At 71.1% G+C, this 17538-nt stretch carries 8 protein-coding genes; 6 read left to right on the top strand and 2 right to left on the bottom strand.

The window, feature by feature from the left end; genetic code table 11:
* Positions 1 to 62: 62 nt before the first annotated feature.
* From BMX97_RS01095 to BMX97_RS01075, 5 genes are all read left to right on the top strand, one after another.
* Positions 63 to 3470, top strand: a complete 3408-nt coding sequence (locus tag BMX97_RS01095) for a maltotransferase domain-containing protein (protein ID WP_091744558.1) — start codon at positions 63 to 65, stop codon at positions 3468 to 3470.
* A 151-nt stretch (positions 3471 to 3621) separates the two neighbouring features.
* Positions 3622 to 6873, top strand: a complete 3252-nt coding sequence (gene treS, locus BMX97_RS01090) for a maltose alpha-D-glucosyltransferase (RefSeq protein WP_091744556.1) — start codon at positions 3622 to 3624, stop codon at positions 6871 to 6873.
* Positions 6874 to 7288: 415 nt separating this feature from the next.
* Positions 7289 to 9445, top strand: coding sequence for a 1,4-alpha-glucan branching protein GlgB (glgB, locus tag BMX97_RS01085; protein WP_244538241.1), 2157 nt, complete (start codon positions 7289 to 7291; stop codon positions 9443 to 9445).
* A gap of 275 nt (positions 9446 to 9720) precedes the next feature.
* Positions 9721 to 10512: an FkbM family methyltransferase gene (locus tag BMX97_RS01080; protein ID WP_210187612.1), complete on the top strand. Its 792-nt coding sequence runs from the start codon at positions 9721 to 9723 to the stop codon at positions 10510 to 10512.
* 78 nt (positions 10513 to 10590) lie between these two features.
* A complete protein-coding gene (locus BMX97_RS01075; protein WP_091744553.1) occupies positions 10591 to 11814 on the top strand; it encodes a pyridoxal phosphate-dependent aminotransferase in 1224 nt (407 codons plus the stop codon).
* Positions 11815 to 11988: 174 nt separating this feature from the next.
* Here the strand turns inward: BMX97_RS01075 and BMX97_RS01070 are convergent, their stop codons facing one another.
* Positions 11989 to 13224 (bottom strand): polysaccharide biosynthesis/export family protein, encoded by a 1236-nt coding sequence (locus BMX97_RS01070; RefSeq protein WP_091744551.1) that lies wholly within the window; start codon positions 13222 to 13224, stop codon positions 11989 to 11991.
* Between the two features lie 670 nt (positions 13225 to 13894).
* Between BMX97_RS01070 and BMX97_RS01065 the strand changes: the two genes are divergently transcribed.
* The gene (locus tag BMX97_RS01065) at positions 13895 to 15277 is read left to right on the top strand and encodes a capsule biosynthesis protein (RefSeq protein ID WP_244538216.1); all 1383 of its coding nucleotides are present in this window, start codon (positions 13895 to 13897) and stop codon (positions 15275 to 15277) included.
* An 81-nt stretch (positions 15278 to 15358) separates the two neighbouring features.
* Here the strand turns inward: BMX97_RS01065 and BMX97_RS01060 are convergent, their stop codons facing one another.
* Entirely contained in the window at positions 15359 to 17323 is a 1965-nt protein-coding gene (locus BMX97_RS01060) for a capsular polysaccharide biosynthesis protein (RefSeq protein WP_091744546.1), read from the bottom strand.
* Positions 17324 to 17538: the final 215 nt, after the last annotated feature.

The raw sequence follows: 17538 nt of genomic DNA, 5'->3' as shown, positions 1-17538 counted from the left end.
GCCCCGAGGGGGCATGCGAGCCCGCCCGAGATGATTCGAGAGAAGCAGGCAGGACCGGGCCGATGAACGTACCCCGCACCAGCACCAAGCCGGCGAAGCGCACCCGCGAGGTGACGCCGCTGCCGGCCACCCTGGCGCCGCTGGCGGCCGGACCGCGGATCTACAACCTCTTTCCCCTCCTGGTCGGCCGGGTCTCGGCCTGGACCGCGGAACTCCCCCGGATCGCCGCGCTCGGCTTCGACTGGGTCTACCTCAACCCGTTCCATCAGGCCGGCGGCTCGCGCTCGCTCTACGCCGTGGCCGACACCGACCGCCTCGACGAGCGCCTGCGCGACCTCGACGGGACGCCGGACGACGAGCAGGTCCGCCGCTTCTGCGCGGCGGCCGCCGGGCACGGCCTGAAGATCATGACCGACCTCGTGGTGAACCACGCCGCCAACGACGGCCGGCTGGCGCACGAGCGCCCGGACCTGTTCGTGCGCGACGAATCCGGCGCGCCGGTGAGCCCGCACGCCGTCGATCCCGACGATCCCTCGAAGATCACCGTCTGGGGCGACCTCGCCGAGTTCGACTACGTCGAGGCCGGTCCCCGCACCGCGCTGACCGAGCTGTGGGACGGCTACATCGCCCGGCTCCAGGCCCTCGGCGTCGCCGGCTTCCGGTGCGACGCCGCCTACAAGGTGCCGCCGGACGTCTGGCGCAGCCTGATCGGCGCCGCCAAGCAGCGCGACCACGCCGCGCTCTTCGCCGCAGAGACCCTGGGCTGCACCTTCGAGGAGGCACGGGCCACGGCGGAAGCCGGGTTCGACTACCTGTTCAACTCCTTCGCCTGGTGGGACCTCGAGGCGCCCTGGGCGCTGGAACAGTACGAGCGCCTGCGCATCCTGGCGCCCTCGATCGCGTTTCCGGAAAACCACGACATGCCGCGGCTGGCCGCCTCGCTCGAGGGAGGGCCGGAGGCGGTGGCGGCGGAGCTCAAGAGCCGCTACGCGCTCGCCGCCTTCTTCTCGGCCGGCGTGCTGATGCCGATCGGCTACGAGTGGGGCTACGCCAAGCCGCTCCACGTCGTGGACACCACCCCGGAGAGCCGCGAGCACCACACCGGCATCGACATCTCGGGCTTCGTCGCGGCGGTGAACCGCCTGCGCGCCGACCTGCCGGCGGCCAATGTCGAGGGCGCGCAATGGCGCCTCTCGGCGCCGGACGCGCCCTACGTCGCGCTGATCCGGATCGATACCGGCCATACCGGCTCGGCCGAGAACGCCGTGATCGTGCTGCACAACCCGACCGACGCCCCCGTGGCCGTCGATCCGGCGCCGCTCATCGCCGGCACCGGCGGCGAGTTCGGCCCGTTCCAGGACCTGACGCCCGAGGCCGCACCGCTCGCCTTCCGGGCCGACCAGTCGATCGGCCTCGAACCCCGCGCGGTGCGCATCCTGGCCGCCCGCCGCATCGGCGCGATGCGCCGGCCCCGCCGCACCACCCCGGACGGGGAGGGGCGCGTGATCATCGAGGCGGTGAGCCCGGAGATCGACGGCGGCCGCTCGGCGATCAAGCGGGTCGTCGGCGACCAGGTCCACGTCGAGGCCGACATCTTCACCGACGGGCACGACGTCATCAACGCCGCGGTCCTGTCGCGTCTGGCCGGCGAGACCGAGTGGCGCCGCGACCCGATGCTGTTCGTCGACAACGACCGCTGGCACGGCCACTTCCCGCTCACCCGCAACGCCCGCTACGAGTACACGGTCGAGGCGTGGCGCGACGACTTCTCGTCCTGGCTGCGCGGCCTCGAGAAGAAGCGCAAGGCCGGCATCGACGTCCGGCTCGAGACGATCGAGGGCGTCGGCCTGGTCAAGCGGGCGGCGGCCCTGGCCGAGGGCAGCGACGCGGCGGCGCTCGGCGCCCTCGTCGCGGCGCTCGAGGCCGACGAGGCGGGCTCGGCGGCGCAGCTCCACCGGCTGCTGGAGCAGACGGCCCCGATCCACCGCAACTCCGAGCGCGTGAACCTCTCGCGCTATCCCGTGGTGCTGGAGGTCTTCGCCGACCGCCTGGCAGCCCGGTTCTCGGCCTGGTACGAGATTTTTCCGCGCTCGCAATCCGGCGACCCGAATCGCCACGGCACCTTCGACGACGTGATTGCGCGGCTGCCGGAGATCCGCCAGCTCGGCTTCGACGTGCTCTACTTCACGCCGATCCACCCGATCGGCCGCACCAACCGCAAGGGCAAGAACAACTCGCTGAAGGCGGGCGAGGGCGACGTCGGCTCGGTCTACGCCGTCGGCGCACTGGAGGGCGGCCACGAGGCAGTGCACCCGGATCTCGGCACCCTCGACGACTTCCGGCGCCTGGTGGCGGCGAGCCATGCCCACGGCATGGAGGTGGCGCTCGACTTAGCCATCCAGTGCTCGCCGGACCATCCCTGGATCAAGCAGCACCCGGAATGGTTCGACTGGCGGCCCGACGGCACGATCAAGTTCGCCGAGAACCCGCCGAAGAAGTACGAGGACATCGTCAACGTCGATTTCTACCGCGACGGCGCCTTCCCGTCGCTGTGGACCGAGCTGCGCGACATCATCGTCGGCTGGGTCGAGCTGGGGGTGAAGATCTTTCGGGTCGACAACCCGCACACCAAGCCGATCCCGTTCTGGGAATGGATGATCCGCGACGTCAACGACCGCTACCCGGACGTGCTCTTTCTCGCCGAGGCCTTCACTAGGCCCAAGATGATGAAGAAGCTCGCCAAGGCGGGCTTCCAGCAGAGCTACACCTACTTCACCTGGCGCAACACCAAGGACGAGCTGGCGACCTACGCCACCGAGCTCGCCGGCGAGATGGGCGAGTACTACCGCCCGAACTTCTTCGCCAACACGCCGGACATCAACCCGGTCTTCCTCCAGACCAGCGGCCGGCCGGGCTTCGTCATCCGGGGCACGCTCGCCGCGACGCTGTCGAGCGTCTACGGCATCTACAACGGCTTCGAGCTCTGCGACGCCGCGCCGGTACCGGGCAAGGAAGAGTACCTCGACTCCGAGAAGTACGAGCTGCGGGCCTGGGACTACTACAAGCCCGGCAACATCCGCGACCACATCATCGCATTGAACCGCATCCGGCGCGAGAACCCGGCGCTGTGGGACTTCCGCAACGTGGTCTTCACCCCGGCCTGGAACGAGCAGATCCTTGCCTACCTGCGGATGACGCCGTCGGGCGACAACGCGGTGTTCTGCATGGTCAACCTCGACCCGCGCAACCGCCAGGAATGCACCTACGAGGTACCGCTGTGGCAGCTCGGGCTGCCCGACGACGGCGCCGTCGAGGTCGAGGACCTGCTGCTCGGCTACAAGTTCGAGCTGCGCGGCAAGACCCACCGCATCGCCCTCGATCCGGCCGAGCGGTCGGTGGTGATCTGGCGCCTGCGCCGCCCGGCGCGGCTTGCGGCGGCGGGCGGCGCGTGGCAGCACGGCTCGGCCTAGCCGACGTGCGTATCAGGCGCGGGCGGGCGACCGTCCGCGCCGGCAGGCATTCCGAACTCTCCCCGGCGCCCCGCGTTGAGCCCGAGCATGGCGACAGCCGCAAAGGCCCTCAGCCCGGCGCCACGACCCGATCGAATGAGGCTCTGACGCGATGATCGATCGTACCGATCCGCAATGGTACCGTGACGCCATCATCTACCAGGTGCACGTCAAGTCCTTCTTCGACGCGAACAACGACGGCATCGGCGACTTCGACGGCCTGACCGCGAAGCTCGACTACATCCGCGACCTCGGCGTGACCGCGATCTGGGTGATGCCGTTCTACCCCTCGCCCCTGCGCGACGACGGCTACGACATCGCGGATTACCGCGACATCAACCAGTCCTACGGCACGATGGACCAGTTCCGGACCTTCGTGGACGAGGCCCATGCCCGGGGCCTGCGGGTCATCACCGAGCTCGTCATCAACCACACCTCGGACCAGCATCCGTGGTTCCAGCAGGCCCGCAACGCCCCGAAGGATTCGGAGTGGCGCAACTTCTACGTCTGGTCGGACACCGACGAGAAGTACACCGACACCCGCATCATCTTCCTCGACACCGAGGCCTCGAACTGGACCTGGGACCCGGTCGCCAAGGCGTATTACTGGCACCGTTTCTACTCGCACCAGCCCGACCTGAACTTCGACAACCCGAAGGTTCTCGACGCGGTCATCGAGGTGATGCGCTACTGGCTCGACATGGGGGTGGACGGGTTGCGCCTCGACGCGATCCCCTACCTGATCGAGCGCGACGGCACCAACTGCGAGAATCTGCCCGAGACTCATACGGTCATCAAGAAGATCCGCGCCGCTCTGGACGAATCCTACCCCGACCGGATGCTGCTCGCCGAGGCCAACCAGTGGCCGGAGGAGACCGCGCAGTATTTCGGCGACGGCGACGAATGCCACATGGCGTTCCACTTCCCGCTGATGCCGCGGATGTACATGGCGATCGCGCAGGAGGACCGGCACCCGATCACCGACATCATGCGGCAGACGCCGGAGATCCCGGACGGCTGCCAATGGGCGATCTTCCTGCGCAACCATGACGAGCTGACGCTCGAGATGGTGACCGACAAGGAGCGCGACTACCTCTGGAGCTTCTACGCCGCCGACCGGCGCGCCCGCATCAACCTCGGCATCCGCCGCCGCCTCGCGCCGCTGCTCGAGAACGACCGGCGCAAGATCGAGCTGATGAAGTTCCTGGTCCTCTCGATGCCCGGCACCCCGGTGCTGTATTACGGCGACGAGATCGGCATGGGCGACAACATCTATCTCGGCGACCGCGACGGTGTGCGCACGCCGATGCAATGGTCGCCCGACCGCAACGGCGGCTTCTCCCGCTCCGACCCGGCCCGGCTGTTCCTGCCGACGATCCAGGATCCGATCTACGGCTTCGACGCGGTCAACGTCGAGGCGCAGGCCCGTGCCCAGACCAGCCTGCTCAACTGGACCCGGCGGATGATCGCGATCCGCAACAACCACGTCTCGCTCGGGCGCGGCGGCTTGCGGTTCCTCTACCCGGACAACCGCAAGGTGCTGGCCTGGATTCGCGAGCACGACAACGAGCGCGTGCTGTGCGTCGCCAACCTGTCGCGGGCGCCGCAGGCGGTGCAGCTCGACCTGTCGGATCTCCGCACCGCGGTGCCGGTGGAGCTGACCGGCGGCACCTCGTTCCCGCCGATCGGCGACCTGCCGTACCTGCTCACCATGCCGGCCTACGGCTTCTACTGGTTCTCGCTCTCGACGGCGAATGCCGGCACGATGGGGCCGAGCCCCGAGGCGCCGGAGCTGTTCACCCTGGTGCTCACCGGCGGCGTCGAGACCCTGATGCGGGGCCGCGAGCGCCAGGCCTTCGAGCGCACGGTCGCGCCGCGCTTCATCGGCTCCCGGCGCTGGTTCGGCGCCAAGGGCTCGCGCATCCGCTCGGTCGAGGTCGCCGACAGCGCGATCCTGCCCTCCGCGACCGGCACCGGCGGCTTCCTGCTGCCGCGCATCGCCGTCTCGCTCGGCAACGGCGACACCCAGGACTACTTCGTGCCGCTCGCGGTCGACGAGGGCCGCGAGGACGAGTCGCTGATGGACCACGCGGTCGCCCGGGTGCGCCGCGGCCCGCGGATGGGCCTCCTCTACGGCGCGGCCTCCTCGACCGACTTCGCCCTCGCGATGGTCGACGCGATCCGCCACAACCGCGACATCGCCTCGGAGAAGGGCAGCCTGCGCTTCCGGGCGACCTCGGCCTTCGATCCGGAGGTCGAACTCGACCCGGCGGACATCCGCCGTCTGTCCGCGGAGCAGAGCAACACCTCGATCGCCTTCGGCTCGCGGCTGATGCTGAAGCTCCTGCGCCGGCTCCAGCCCGGCGACCACCCGGAGGTCGAGGTCGGCCGCTTCCTCACCGAACAGGCCGGCTTCAAGAACACCCCGGCGCTCCTCGGCGTCGTCGAGCATGTCGGGCCCAACGGCACCGCCACCGCGCTCGGCCTGCTCCAGGCCTTCGTGCGCAACCAGGGCGATGCCTGGACCCTGATGCTCGAATATCTCCGGCGCGACCTCGACACGTTCGTGCTGGTGCCCGAGAGCGAGGCTCCCTCGCCCGAGGACGCCTTCGCCACGCATCTGCGCTGGGCCGCGTTGCTCGGCCAGCGCACCGCCGAGATGCACCGGGCGCTCGCCACCGAGACCGACGACCCGGCCTTCGCCGCCGAGCCGTTCACGGCCGACGACCTCGCGATGCTGGCCGCCGACACGCGCCGCCAGGCCGAGAAGGCGCTGCGCGCCTGCAACGGGCTGGGTGCCGCGGCCTCGGAGGGCGCCCGCGAGGCGGCCGAAGCGGTGCTGTCCGCCAAGAGCAAGATCGAGGCGCTGATCGAGGCCCTGAGCCGCGAGGCCCCGGCCGGGGCCCACCGGACCCGCATCCACGGCGACTACCATCTCGGCCAGGTGCTGGCCTCGCAGGACGACCTCATCATCGTCGACTTCGAGGGCGAGCCGTCGCGGCCGGTGGACGAGCGCCGGGCGAAGTCGACGCCCCTGCGCGACGTCGCCGGGATCCTGCGCTCGTTCGCCTATGGCGGCGAGACCGTGAGCCGCGAGGTCGCCTCGCGCTTCGCCGAGGCCGGCGACCGGGCGAAGGCCGCCGTCGACGCCTGGCGCGGCATGGTGAGCGGCGCGTTCCTCGACGCCTACGCGGCCACCGTGCAGGGCAGCCGCGCGGCCGTCACCGATGCGGCGACGCAGGAACGTCTGCTGCAGCTCTGCCTGCTGCAGAAGGCGCTCTACGAGATCGACTACGAGGCCAACAACCGCCCGGACTGGATCGAGATTCCGGCCCGCGGCGTCCTGGCCATCCTGGCCGACTGACCCCGCGCGGGCGACGCCCAGCCGAGGCGTCGCCCGCGTCGATTCCCGTGGTCGCGAGGTGGTGCGAGCCCCCCGACCATGTCGACGAAAACCCGCTTGGAGAGGTGCGAGACCCATGGACGACGAGACCAGCGCCCGGAAGCCGGCCGCTCGCCGGCGCCCGACCGCCCGCCCGCCTGAGCCGCGCGCGACCGAGACCGTGACGACCCCCGCGGCACCGACCGACACGGCCGCAGAGGCCCAGACCACCGAGGCGACGCGCCGGGGCGCGGCCTCCGGCAAGCCCGTGTCGCTGCGCGTCGCCGCCATGCAGGCGGCGGCCTCGCCCCGCGTCTCGGGCCCGGCCCCGGGCCGGCCCGCCCGTCCCCCGGTGCCCGGCCGCGCCTACGCGGTCCCTCCCGACGCCGTCGAGGCGATGATGCGGGCCGAGCACGGCGACCCCTTCTCGGTGCTGGGCCCGCACGAGACGGCCGAGGGCCAGTGGGAGATCCGCGCGGTGCTGCCGGAGGCCCGCGCCGCCACGGTGGTGATCGGCGAGACCCGCGTGCCGATGGAACGCCGCCACCCGGCCGGCTTCTTCGTCGCCGGCGTCACGCATCCGCAGCGGCCGGATTACCGGATCGCCGTCGAGGGCTGGGACAACACCGAGCGCCTGCGGCGCGACCCCTACGAGTACGGCGCCACCCTGGACCAGCAGGAGATCGGCCTCCTGCGCGACGTCGGCAACGACGCCGTGCATCGGGTGCTGGGCGCGCAGGAGGTCGAGATCGGCGGCACGCCGGGCTTCCGCTTCGCTGTCTGGGCGCCGAACGCCCGCCGCGTCTCGGTCGTCGGCGACTTCAACGACTGGGACGGCCGCCGCCACCCGATGCGGCTGTGGCAGGATGGCGGCGTCTGGGAATTGTTCATCCCCGAACTGAAGCGGGGCGGGCACTACAAGTTCGAGATGCGCGGACCCGACGGCGCGCTCCTGCCGCTCAAGGCCGACCCGGTCGCCTTCGCGGCCCAGCAGCCGCCCGAGACCGCCTCCCGGCTCGAAGGCCTGCCGAAGCTCGCCTGGCGCGACGGCGCCTGGATGGAGAGCCGCAACGCCATCGACCACCGCCACAGCCCGATCTCGATCTACGAGGTCCACCTGGGCTCGTGGGCACGGGTACCGGAGGAGGGCAACCGCTACCTCACCTACCGCGAGCTCGCCGCGCGCCTGATCCCCTATGTCAAGGAGATGGGCTTCACTCACATCGAGCTGTTGCCGATCACCGAGCATCCGTTCGACGGGTCCTGGGGCTACCAGCCGGTCTCGCTCTACGCGCCGACGAGCCGCTTCGGCTCGCCCGACGACTTCTCCGAGTTCGTCAACGCGGCGCACGAGGCCGGCATCGGCATCCTGCTCGACTGGGTGCCGGGCCACTTCCCCCTCGACGCCCACGGCCTCGGCCAGTTCGACGGCACCCACCTCTACGAGCACGCCGACCCGCGCCAGGGCTTCCACCAGGACTGGGGCACCTACATCTACAATTTCGGGCGCACCGAGGTCTCGGCGTTCCTCGCCTGCAACGCCCGGTTCTGGCTCGAGCACTACCACCTCGACGGCCTGCGGGTCGATGCGGTGGCGTCGATGCTCTACCTCGACTACTCGCGCCGGGCCGGGGAGTGGATCCCGAACCAGTACGGCGGCAACGAGAACCTGGAAGCCATCGACTTCCTGCGCAAGACCAACGAGGCGACCTACAGCCACGCGCCGGGCACGATGACGGTGGCGGAGGAATCGACCTCCTGGCCCGGCGTCTCGCACCCGACCTATACCGGGGGCCTCGGCTTCGGCTTCAAGTGGAACATGGGGTGGATGCACGACACCCTGCGGTTCATATCGAAAGAGCCGGTGCACCGCCGCTACCACCACCACGACCTGACCTTCGGGCTGCTCTACGCCTTCTCGGAGAACTTCATCCTGCCGCTGTCCCACGACGAGGTGGTGCACGGGAAGGGCTCGCTGCTCGGCAAGATGCCGGGCGACCGCTGGCAGAAGTTCGCGAACCTCCGCGCCTATTTCGGTTTCATGTGGGGCCATCCCGGCAAGAAGCTGCTGTTCATGGGCGGCGAGTTCGGCCAGGAGAAGGAGTGGAACCACAACCAGAGCCTGGACTGGCACCTGCTGGAAGACCCCTTCCATGCCGGCGTCAAGGCAGTGGTGCGCGACCTCAACCACCTCTATGCGGCGACCCCGGCGCTCTACTCGCGCGACACCGAGGCCGCCGGCTTCCAGTGGCTGATCTCGGACGACGCCGAGAACAACGTCATCGCCTGGGCGCGCAAGGGCCGGAAGGAGGGCGAGATCGCGATCGTGATCTCGAACTTCACCCCGGTGGTGCGCCACGGCTACCGCATCGGCGTGCCGGCGGCCGGCCATTACCGCGAGGCGTTCAACTCGGACGCCGAGCAGTATGGTGGCAGCAACGTCGGCAATTACGGCGGTGTCGACGCGGTGGCGGAGGCCTCGCACGGCCAGGACCACTCGCTGACCCTGTCGCTGCCACCGCTCGCGACGGTCATCCTGGTGCGCCAGGGGTGAGGACGCGGAACCCCCGGTAAAGCCTCGCGCGGGGTCCCCGTCCACCGGGGACCCCGCGCATCTCGGCTGGCCGAACGACCGGCCCGGAGCGGTACACGGCGACCTCTCACCCAAATATTGACGAGTGTCGGCGGGATCTCGGCACTCCGCCACCGGGACGCTTAACCGAGAAACCGGAAGCCGCTTCGGCCCCCCGACCCCGACCTGCTATGACCGTCGCAGCAATCGGGGTGAGGGATCTTCCTTCCATGTTGACGGCATTGTCGAAGCAATTGATGCCGCCATGGATGCAGTCCATGGCGCGGCGGGCCAAGCTGGAGCGCTCGCTGAAAACCTTCGAGCGGCGCGTGGTGACGCACCGCTTCGGTGGGATCGATCTGACGGTCAGCCTGTGCGATCCGGTCGGCGCCGAATGGTACGACCACGATTCCGGAATGCTGGCCGAGATCGCGTTCTTCAAGGAGAACGGGGCACTGACGGACGGGGCGACGGTGTTCGACCTCGGCGCGCATCAGGCGGTGGTGGCGCTGCAGCTCGCCCACCATGTCGGCCCGACCGGCCGGGTGGTGGCGCTGGAGGCCAACCCGCACAACGCCCGCGTCGCCCGCGAGAACGTCGCGCAGAACGGCGCCCGCAACCTGACGATCCTCCACGCCGCCGCGGCGAGCGAGGACGGCGTGCTGGAGTTCAACGAGAGCCTGAACGGCCAGGTCGACGGCGGCGCCGGCACCCACGGCAAGATCCGGGTCGAGAGCCGCTCGATCGACAGCCTGGTCCGGGAATTCGGCACCCCCGACATCGTCTACGTCGACGTCGAGGGCTTCGAATGCGCGGTGCTCGACGGCGCGGGTGGCTCCCTCGACCGGATTCCGAACTGGTTCATCGAGGTCCACGGCGGGGCGGGCCTGGAAAAGTTCGGCGGCTTGGTCGAGCGGCTGCTCGGCTTCTTCCCCGCCGACCGCTTCGCGCGGCATTTCTGCCGTTCGGACGAGGGGCCGTTCCTGCCGCTCGCCGAGACCGGCTCGCTCGGTGGCACGCGCTGGTTCTTCATCGCCACGCGGATCTGACGCGCTCGCGCCCCGGCTTGCGCCGGAGCGTCCCGCTTGCGATGCCTGGGCCTCTCGTCCCATCCGGTGAGTCCCAGCATGACCGTGACGCCCCTGCCCGACACGATGCCGCCGGTGAGCCGCGAGGCGGCCGGGGTGTGGCCGAGCGGCATCGGCGAACTCGTGGCCTACGGCGTCGAGCGGCCCGGCCTGATCCCGCTCTGGGTCGGGGAGGGCGACCGGCCGACCCCGGCCTTCATCGCCGAGGCGGCCCAGCGGGCGCTGCGTGACGGCGCGACCTTCTACACCCGCATGCTCGGCATTCCGCCGCTGCGCGAGGCCCTGGCCGAGTACGTGTCGCGGGTCTACGGCGATCCGGTCGGACCCGAGCGGTTCTTCGTGACGGTCGGCGGCATGCACGCCTTCCACACCGCGATCCGCATCGCCGCCGAGCCCGGCGACGAGGTGGTGCTGCCGACCCCGACCTGGTCGAATTTCTTCGGCGCCATCGCGATGCAGGGCGCCCGGCCGGTCCCAGTGCCGATGCAGTTCGACGCGCACGAGGGCTGGAGCCTCGACATCGCCCGGATCGCCGCGGCGATCACGCCCCGCACCCGCGCCATCGTCCTCAACACCCCGGCGAACCCGACCGGCTGGGTCGCGACCCGGGCCGACCTCGAAGCGGTGCTGGCGATCGCCCGCCGCCACGACCTCTGGATCGTCGCCGACGAGATCTACGGCCGGTTCTGCTTCGATCCGGCGCACGAGGCCGATTCCCACGAGGGTCTTGGCCGGGCGCCCTCGATCCGCGACGTCTGGCAGCCGGAGGACCGCGACCGGGTGCTGTTCGTCCAGACCTTCTCCAAGAACTGGGCGATGACCGGCTGGCGCGTCGGCTGGCTCGAAGGCCCGGCTTCGATCGGCCGGATCGTCGACGGCCTCGTCCTCTACGGCACGTCCGGCGTCGCCACCTTCCTGCAGCACGCCGCGATCACGGCGATCCGCGACGGCGAGGCGCTGGTGGCCGAGCAGGTCGCCCAGGCCCGCGCCGGCCGGGCGATCGTCTGCGACGCGCTGCAGGCGGTGCCGGGTATCGAGCTGCCAGCGCCCCCCGGCGCCTTCTACGCCTTTCCGCGGGTGCCGGCCGAGCCGGACGACGTCCGCTTCGCCAAGCGCATCGTCGATCAGGCGAATGTCGGCCTCGCCCCCGGCTCGGCCTTCGGCGCCGGCGGCGAGGGGTTCCTGCGGCTGTGCTTTGCCCGCTCGGCGGCGGATCTCACCGAGGCGATGCGCCGGATGGTGCCGGTGCTGGCGGGGCGCTGACGCCCGTTCCGATCGAACAAGGTCGGAGCGGGCAGACGCTGCCGGGCGGTGGTGACGCTGGACCATGCCGCCTGGCACAGCATAGAGAGAGCTTCGCGATCGCGAAGCTCTCCAGATTTTCGATTTTGCCACGTTTTCTTCGACGAAGCGTTATCCGCTTCGTCGAAGAATACTCTAGCGCGCCGCCGAGTACAGCGAGGCGCCGGAGGCGATCGGCGAGGTGACAGTGGAGAAGACGCTGAGCACCTTCTGGACCTCGGTGAAGGGGGCGTTCGAGACGTAGACGAGGTCGCGGTTGCGCATCCGGAACGCCTGGCTGACGAACAGGCTGTTGGGATCGCGCATGTTGATCCGGTAGACCACCGGCACGAAGTTCGACGAGACGAGCGGGCTGTTCGGGTGCAGGCGGCGCACCACCGAGGCCGGCTCGAACCGGAACACGAACACGCCGGCCGGGTCGGCCTGGAAGTCGCGCAGGCCGCCGGACTTGGCGAGCGCCTGGGCGAGCGTGATGCCCTCGGCCGAGAACGGGATCTCGTAGTTCGCCCCGGTCGCGCCGACCGCCAGGAAGGTCTGGGGATCGCGCACCAGGGTGAGGGTGTCGCCCGGCCGCAGGAAGATGTTCTCGCGCGGGTTGGAGACGACGGCGGTCAGCGGCACCGTCGCGGTGGTGGAGCCGCGCGACAGCCGCACGAAGGTCTCGTTCACCGGCGCTGCGACGCCGCCCGCCGTGGCGATGACGTCGAGCAGGCGGTCGCCCTTCTCGGTCAGCGGCACGCGGCCGCCGCCGAGGTTGGAGACCGGACCGCCGCGGCTCGCCGCCGCCAGGCGGGCGCCGCCGCCACCGGCCGCCGCCGCCTCGCCCAGCACCGTCACGCTGGTGCTGAGCGGCGAGTTCACCGTCAGGAGCACCTGCGGCTGGATCGCCTTGCCGGCGAGTTCCTGCTCGATCTGGGCCTGCACGTCCGGGGCGCGCTTGCCCGCCACCTTGATCCGGCCGGCATACGGCACCGAGATCGTGCCGTCGCGGGCCACGATCTGCTCGGGGATGGTGGACGATTTCGAGCCGGTGGACAGGCCCCCCATCATCGGGGCGGAGAACAGGCCGCCGCTGCCGGCCTCCCAGATCGTCACCGTCACGGCGTCGCCGACGCCGATCACCGGCTGCACCGAGGGGCGGCGGTCGCCGAAGGAGGCGAGCAGGCTGTCGAGGGGCCGGCCGCGCAGGGCCTCGACCACCGCGGCGTCGACGTCGATGATCTCGTAGCGGGCGAGCAGGCCCTGGTCGGTGGCGACGTCCGCCCCGTCCGCGATCGCGCTCGCCGTCGGGCCGGAAGCGGGCAGGAAGCCGCTGCAACCCCCGATGAGGCAGGCAACCGCCAGGACCGCTGGCATTCCGACGCGCACCATGCATCACCCTCCGAACCACGCGGGGCCGTCCGCGACGACCGCTCCGGTCTCTCTCGCTCGACGCTGGGCCCGCCGCGAGCCGCCCGGCATCCGGTCCGACCCGCGAATTCCCGGCGGGCGCGGCCGCATGCGGCCACGCTTCGCCACCCTTCCTCTAGCACTCCGAACGGCTGCGATCGAATCGACGGACCGCTGCGGGGGCCCCCGGTGTGCACAAGTCTCGCCGGTGTGGCCCGTCGCCCACGGCCCGCGACCCGGCCGGGGAGCCCGTCGGCCGGAAATGCGTCGCGAGCGTGGCGGTTGGCGGCCCGACCGTGACGCGGATGCACCAACCGTGTGGATCACGGGCATGACGCCCGCCGTCTCCATGTTCCTGCCCAGATCACAGGCCTAATGGCGGGCGTCGTCCGATGGACGGCCGACCCTCCGGGACGCCGGGCATTGACGTCGTGCAACACCGCGAATTTTTCGAGACTGTTGCAATCCGGCCATTGTCCGCACCGGGGTCGTCGGTACTGTCCGCCTCGTCAGCGGCTCGCGCGCGGTTCGCGCGCCCCGAATGTCCGTCCGGGCAGGCTGCATCCGCGGCCCGCTCGGGCCTTCGCCGTCCCAGGGCTCAGCCGGCAGGTCGTCTGCGGCCGCCGGCCCCGCCCAGACCCGAGGTGTGCCCGTGAGTGCTGATCCCGTGCGAAACGTCGAACCGGCCCGCCAGGACGTCCGCTCTCAGGATTTCCACTCTCAAGACGCCCGCACCCCGCAGCCGGGCCAGCGCCAGGTCTTCCTGTTCCTGCAGGGCCCGATCACGCCGTTCTTCGCCCGGGTCGCCGACGCCCTGGAGGCGCGGGGCCATCGCTGCCTGCGGGTGAACCTCTGCTTCGGCGACTGGATGTTCTGGCGCCGCGCCGGCGGGGTGAACTTCCGCGGCACTCGCGAGACCTGGCCGGCCTTCATCGCCGACCTGATCGACCGCGAGGGCGTGACCGACCTGATGCTGCTCGGCGAGCAGCGCTACTACCACAAGGTCGCGGTCGCCGCCGCCAAGGCCCGCGGCCTGAACGTCACGGTGACGGATTTCGGCTATCTGCGGCCGGACTGGATCACGCTCGAGCGCGACGGCATGTCGGGCGACAGCTGCTTCCCGAAGGATCCGGAGGCCGTGATGGCGCTCGCCGCGAAGGCGCCCGAGCCCGACCTGGTGCCGCGCTACCGCGACAGCTTCTGGCTCCAGGCGGTCTGGGACATGGCCTACCACCTGATGAGCAACTGGCTGTGGTGGCTCTATCCCGGCTACAAGTCGCATCAGGTGCACCACAACGCCCTGATCTATCTCGGCACCGGCCTGCACATGCTGCGCTCCAAGCGCACCGGCCCGCGGGTCGACGCGCTGGTGCGCCGCCTGCGCGAGGCCGGCACGACCTACTACGTGCTGCCGCTGCAGATGGAGAACGACTTCCAGCTGCGCGCCTACTCGCCGTTCTTCGACCTGAAGACGCCGATCCACGCGGTCATCCGCTCGTTCTCCGAGCATGCCCCCGCGGAATCGCGCCTGCTGGTCAAGATCCACCCGCTCGATCCCGGCATCCGCAACTGGGCGCGCATCGTGCGCCGCTCGGCGGAAAAGTGGGGCGTCACCGACCGGGTCGACTTCGCCGACGGCGGCGACCTCGGCAAGATGCTGGACGGCTGCCGCGGCGTCGTCACGGTCAACAGCACCGTCGGCCTGTGGTCGATGCGCGCGGCCAAGCCGACCATGACGCTGGGCGCGGCGATCTACGACATCCAGGGCCTGACCTACCAGGGCGCGCTGGAGACGTTCTGGACGCAGGCCGAGCCGCCCCGGCGCGAGCTGTGGGACGCCTTCATCAAGGCGATCGTCGCCAACATCCAGATCCGCGGCGTCTACTACAAGGGCGAGGGCATGGCGGCGGCGGTCGAGGCCACCGCCTCGCGCCTCGACCTCACCCAGGGCGCCTGGCTCGAGACCCGCTCCCGGGCGCGCACCCTCGACGCCGGCGACGAGATGCCGGGCCTCGAGGCGCTGCAGAACGCCTGACCCCGACACGCATCGAGCGAGAGACCCGACGGGGCCGGAAACGGCCCCGTTTTTTCATGCCCGAGGGCCACCCAGCTCCGATCATCCCCGCCGCAGCACGCGGCGCCAGACCACCGACCAGACCTGCTTGAGCACCGCCTCGGGGGTACGGGCGCGCCGCGCCAGCTCCGGGTCGCCGGCGGCGAGGCGCTGCACCAGCACCTCGGCCGGGCAGGGCAGGCCGGTGCGCGGATCGACGTAGCGCGGGTAGAGGATCAGCGCGCCGGCCACCAGCTCGTCGAGGGTGAGGCGGCGGGTGCGGCGCGGACTGCCCGGATCGTCGGTCAGGCCCCAGCCGGCGTAGAACGGCAAGCCGTGGGTGGTCACGGCCTTGCCGCGCAGGAGCGCCTCGAAGCCGATGAGCGAGGTCACGGTCTCGACCCGGTCCGCCGCCTCGACGGCGTCGATGGCCGAGACGTCGCGGAGCACCACGTCGGCATGGGCCGCGACCACGTCCGGCGGCACCCAGCCCGGGCGCAGGCCGGCCTCGACGTCGGGATGCGGCTTGAAGGCGATCACGGCGTCGGGGTTGCGCTCGCGGGCGAGCCGCAGGAGCGCGGCGTTGCCCGAGACCGTCCCACCGCCGAGGCGGATCGAGGCGTCGTTCTCGACCTGGCCTGCGACCAGCACCACCGGGCCCGGCCGCGGCATCGGCGGCATCGCGGCGCTGCCGACATTGTACTTGCTCACCCGCGCGGCGATCACCGCCTCGCGCAAGGCGGCGGCCCGGGCGAGGAGGTCGTCCGGGAAGGTGCCGGTTTCGAGCAACTGCTCAAGGTCGCTCGGACCCGTAGCGTCGTAGTAGACGCCGGTGGCGTCGAGGACGTGCGAGGCGCCCGGCCGCAGGGCGACCCCGAGGCCGATCGAGCGCAGGAAACCGTCCTCCATGCGCAGGAGCGGCACGCCCGCCCGGGCACAAGCCTCCTCGGTACCGGCCGGCATCCGGCTCGCCCAGGATACGACGCGGCCGATCCCCGCCAGCTCGCCGGTGCCGACCGGCGCGTCGCCCCGGCGCACCACCGGGCGGTGACCGGGGGCCGACAGGGTCCTGGTGATCCAGTCCCGCTTCCAGGCCGAGAAGCCGACGCAGAGAGTCGGCACCGCGTTCTCGCGCCAGCGCGACGCGACGAGGTCGAGCACCTCCACCGCATCCTCGAACCGGGACGGCGCGCCCGTATAGGGGTCGAAGTAGCGCGAGCAGACCAGGTAGGCGGCGGCGAAGACCTCCTCCGGCTTGCGCCGGCGGGTGCGCCGGGGCAGGTGCAGCCGGTCGTCGGTGAAGCCCCAGCCGGCGTAGAACGGCAGGCCGAAGCAGGTCACCGGCGTGCCGGCGAGCGCCGCCTCGAAGCCGGAATGGGCCGAGACGACGTAGACCCGGTCGCACTCCTCGGCGACCGACCAGGCGGTAACGGGATCGCGCACCAGCCGCGCCCCGGCCGCGGTCGCGGCGGCCTCGTCGATGTGGCCGCGCCGGCCGATCGCCGACCCCGGATCCATCACCACCAGGCGCTCGGCCTCCGGCGCGTCCGCGGCGGCCGCCTCCAGCATCGCCCGGAAGGCGCTCGCCCCGGCCAGACCGAAGCCGACCGTCGGATCGCCGACCGCCTGGTCGACGATCACGACGCGCCGGCCTCCCGCTTTCCGCTCCGGCAGGTCGCGGCGGCGCGGATCGTTGTCGAGGCCGAGCCGCCGCTCGCGCAGGCGCGCGATGCCGGCGCGGGCCCGGGCCATGAGCTCGTCCGCCTCCCAGCCGCCTTCCTCGAGCATGACCTCGAGCTCGCTCGGCGCGGTGGCGTCGTAGTGGATGCCGAGCCCGTCGATGATGTAGCTCAGCGAGCGCTCGGCGCGGACGTCGCCGAGGCGCAGGAAGCCCTCGTCCCAGCGGTCGCTCAAGCGTACCCGCCGCGAGGTCGGCTCGCTGCCCAGGCGCCGCGAGCGGCGCGGGCCGGGCCCTTCCGACTCCGACGGCATCCGGGGCCACAACCGCTTCAGCTTGCCGCGATCCATCCGCCTCTCACTCACTGCGGACCGTGCCGCCCAGGCGCTCGCGCCCCGGAGCAGGCGCCGTTCCACACTCACCCCGGCCCCGTCAAGCACGGCGCGCCCGTCGGAGGCGGCGCCGGCCGTCTCGGGGCCGGGCGCCGCGGCCGCGGTCCCGCGCCCTCTCTCCTTAGACGAATTCCGATGACCTCTTCCTTGCCGCAGGGGATTTTTTCGCGCGT

Source organism: Methylobacterium sp. ap11 (assembly GCF_900110515.1).
GTDB classification, from domain to species: Bacteria; Pseudomonadota; Alphaproteobacteria; order Rhizobiales; family Beijerinckiaceae; genus Methylobacterium; species Methylobacterium ajmalii.
The sequence above is the reverse complement of the archived record's forward strand: the minus strand, read 5'-3'. Positions and strand labels throughout refer to the sequence as shown.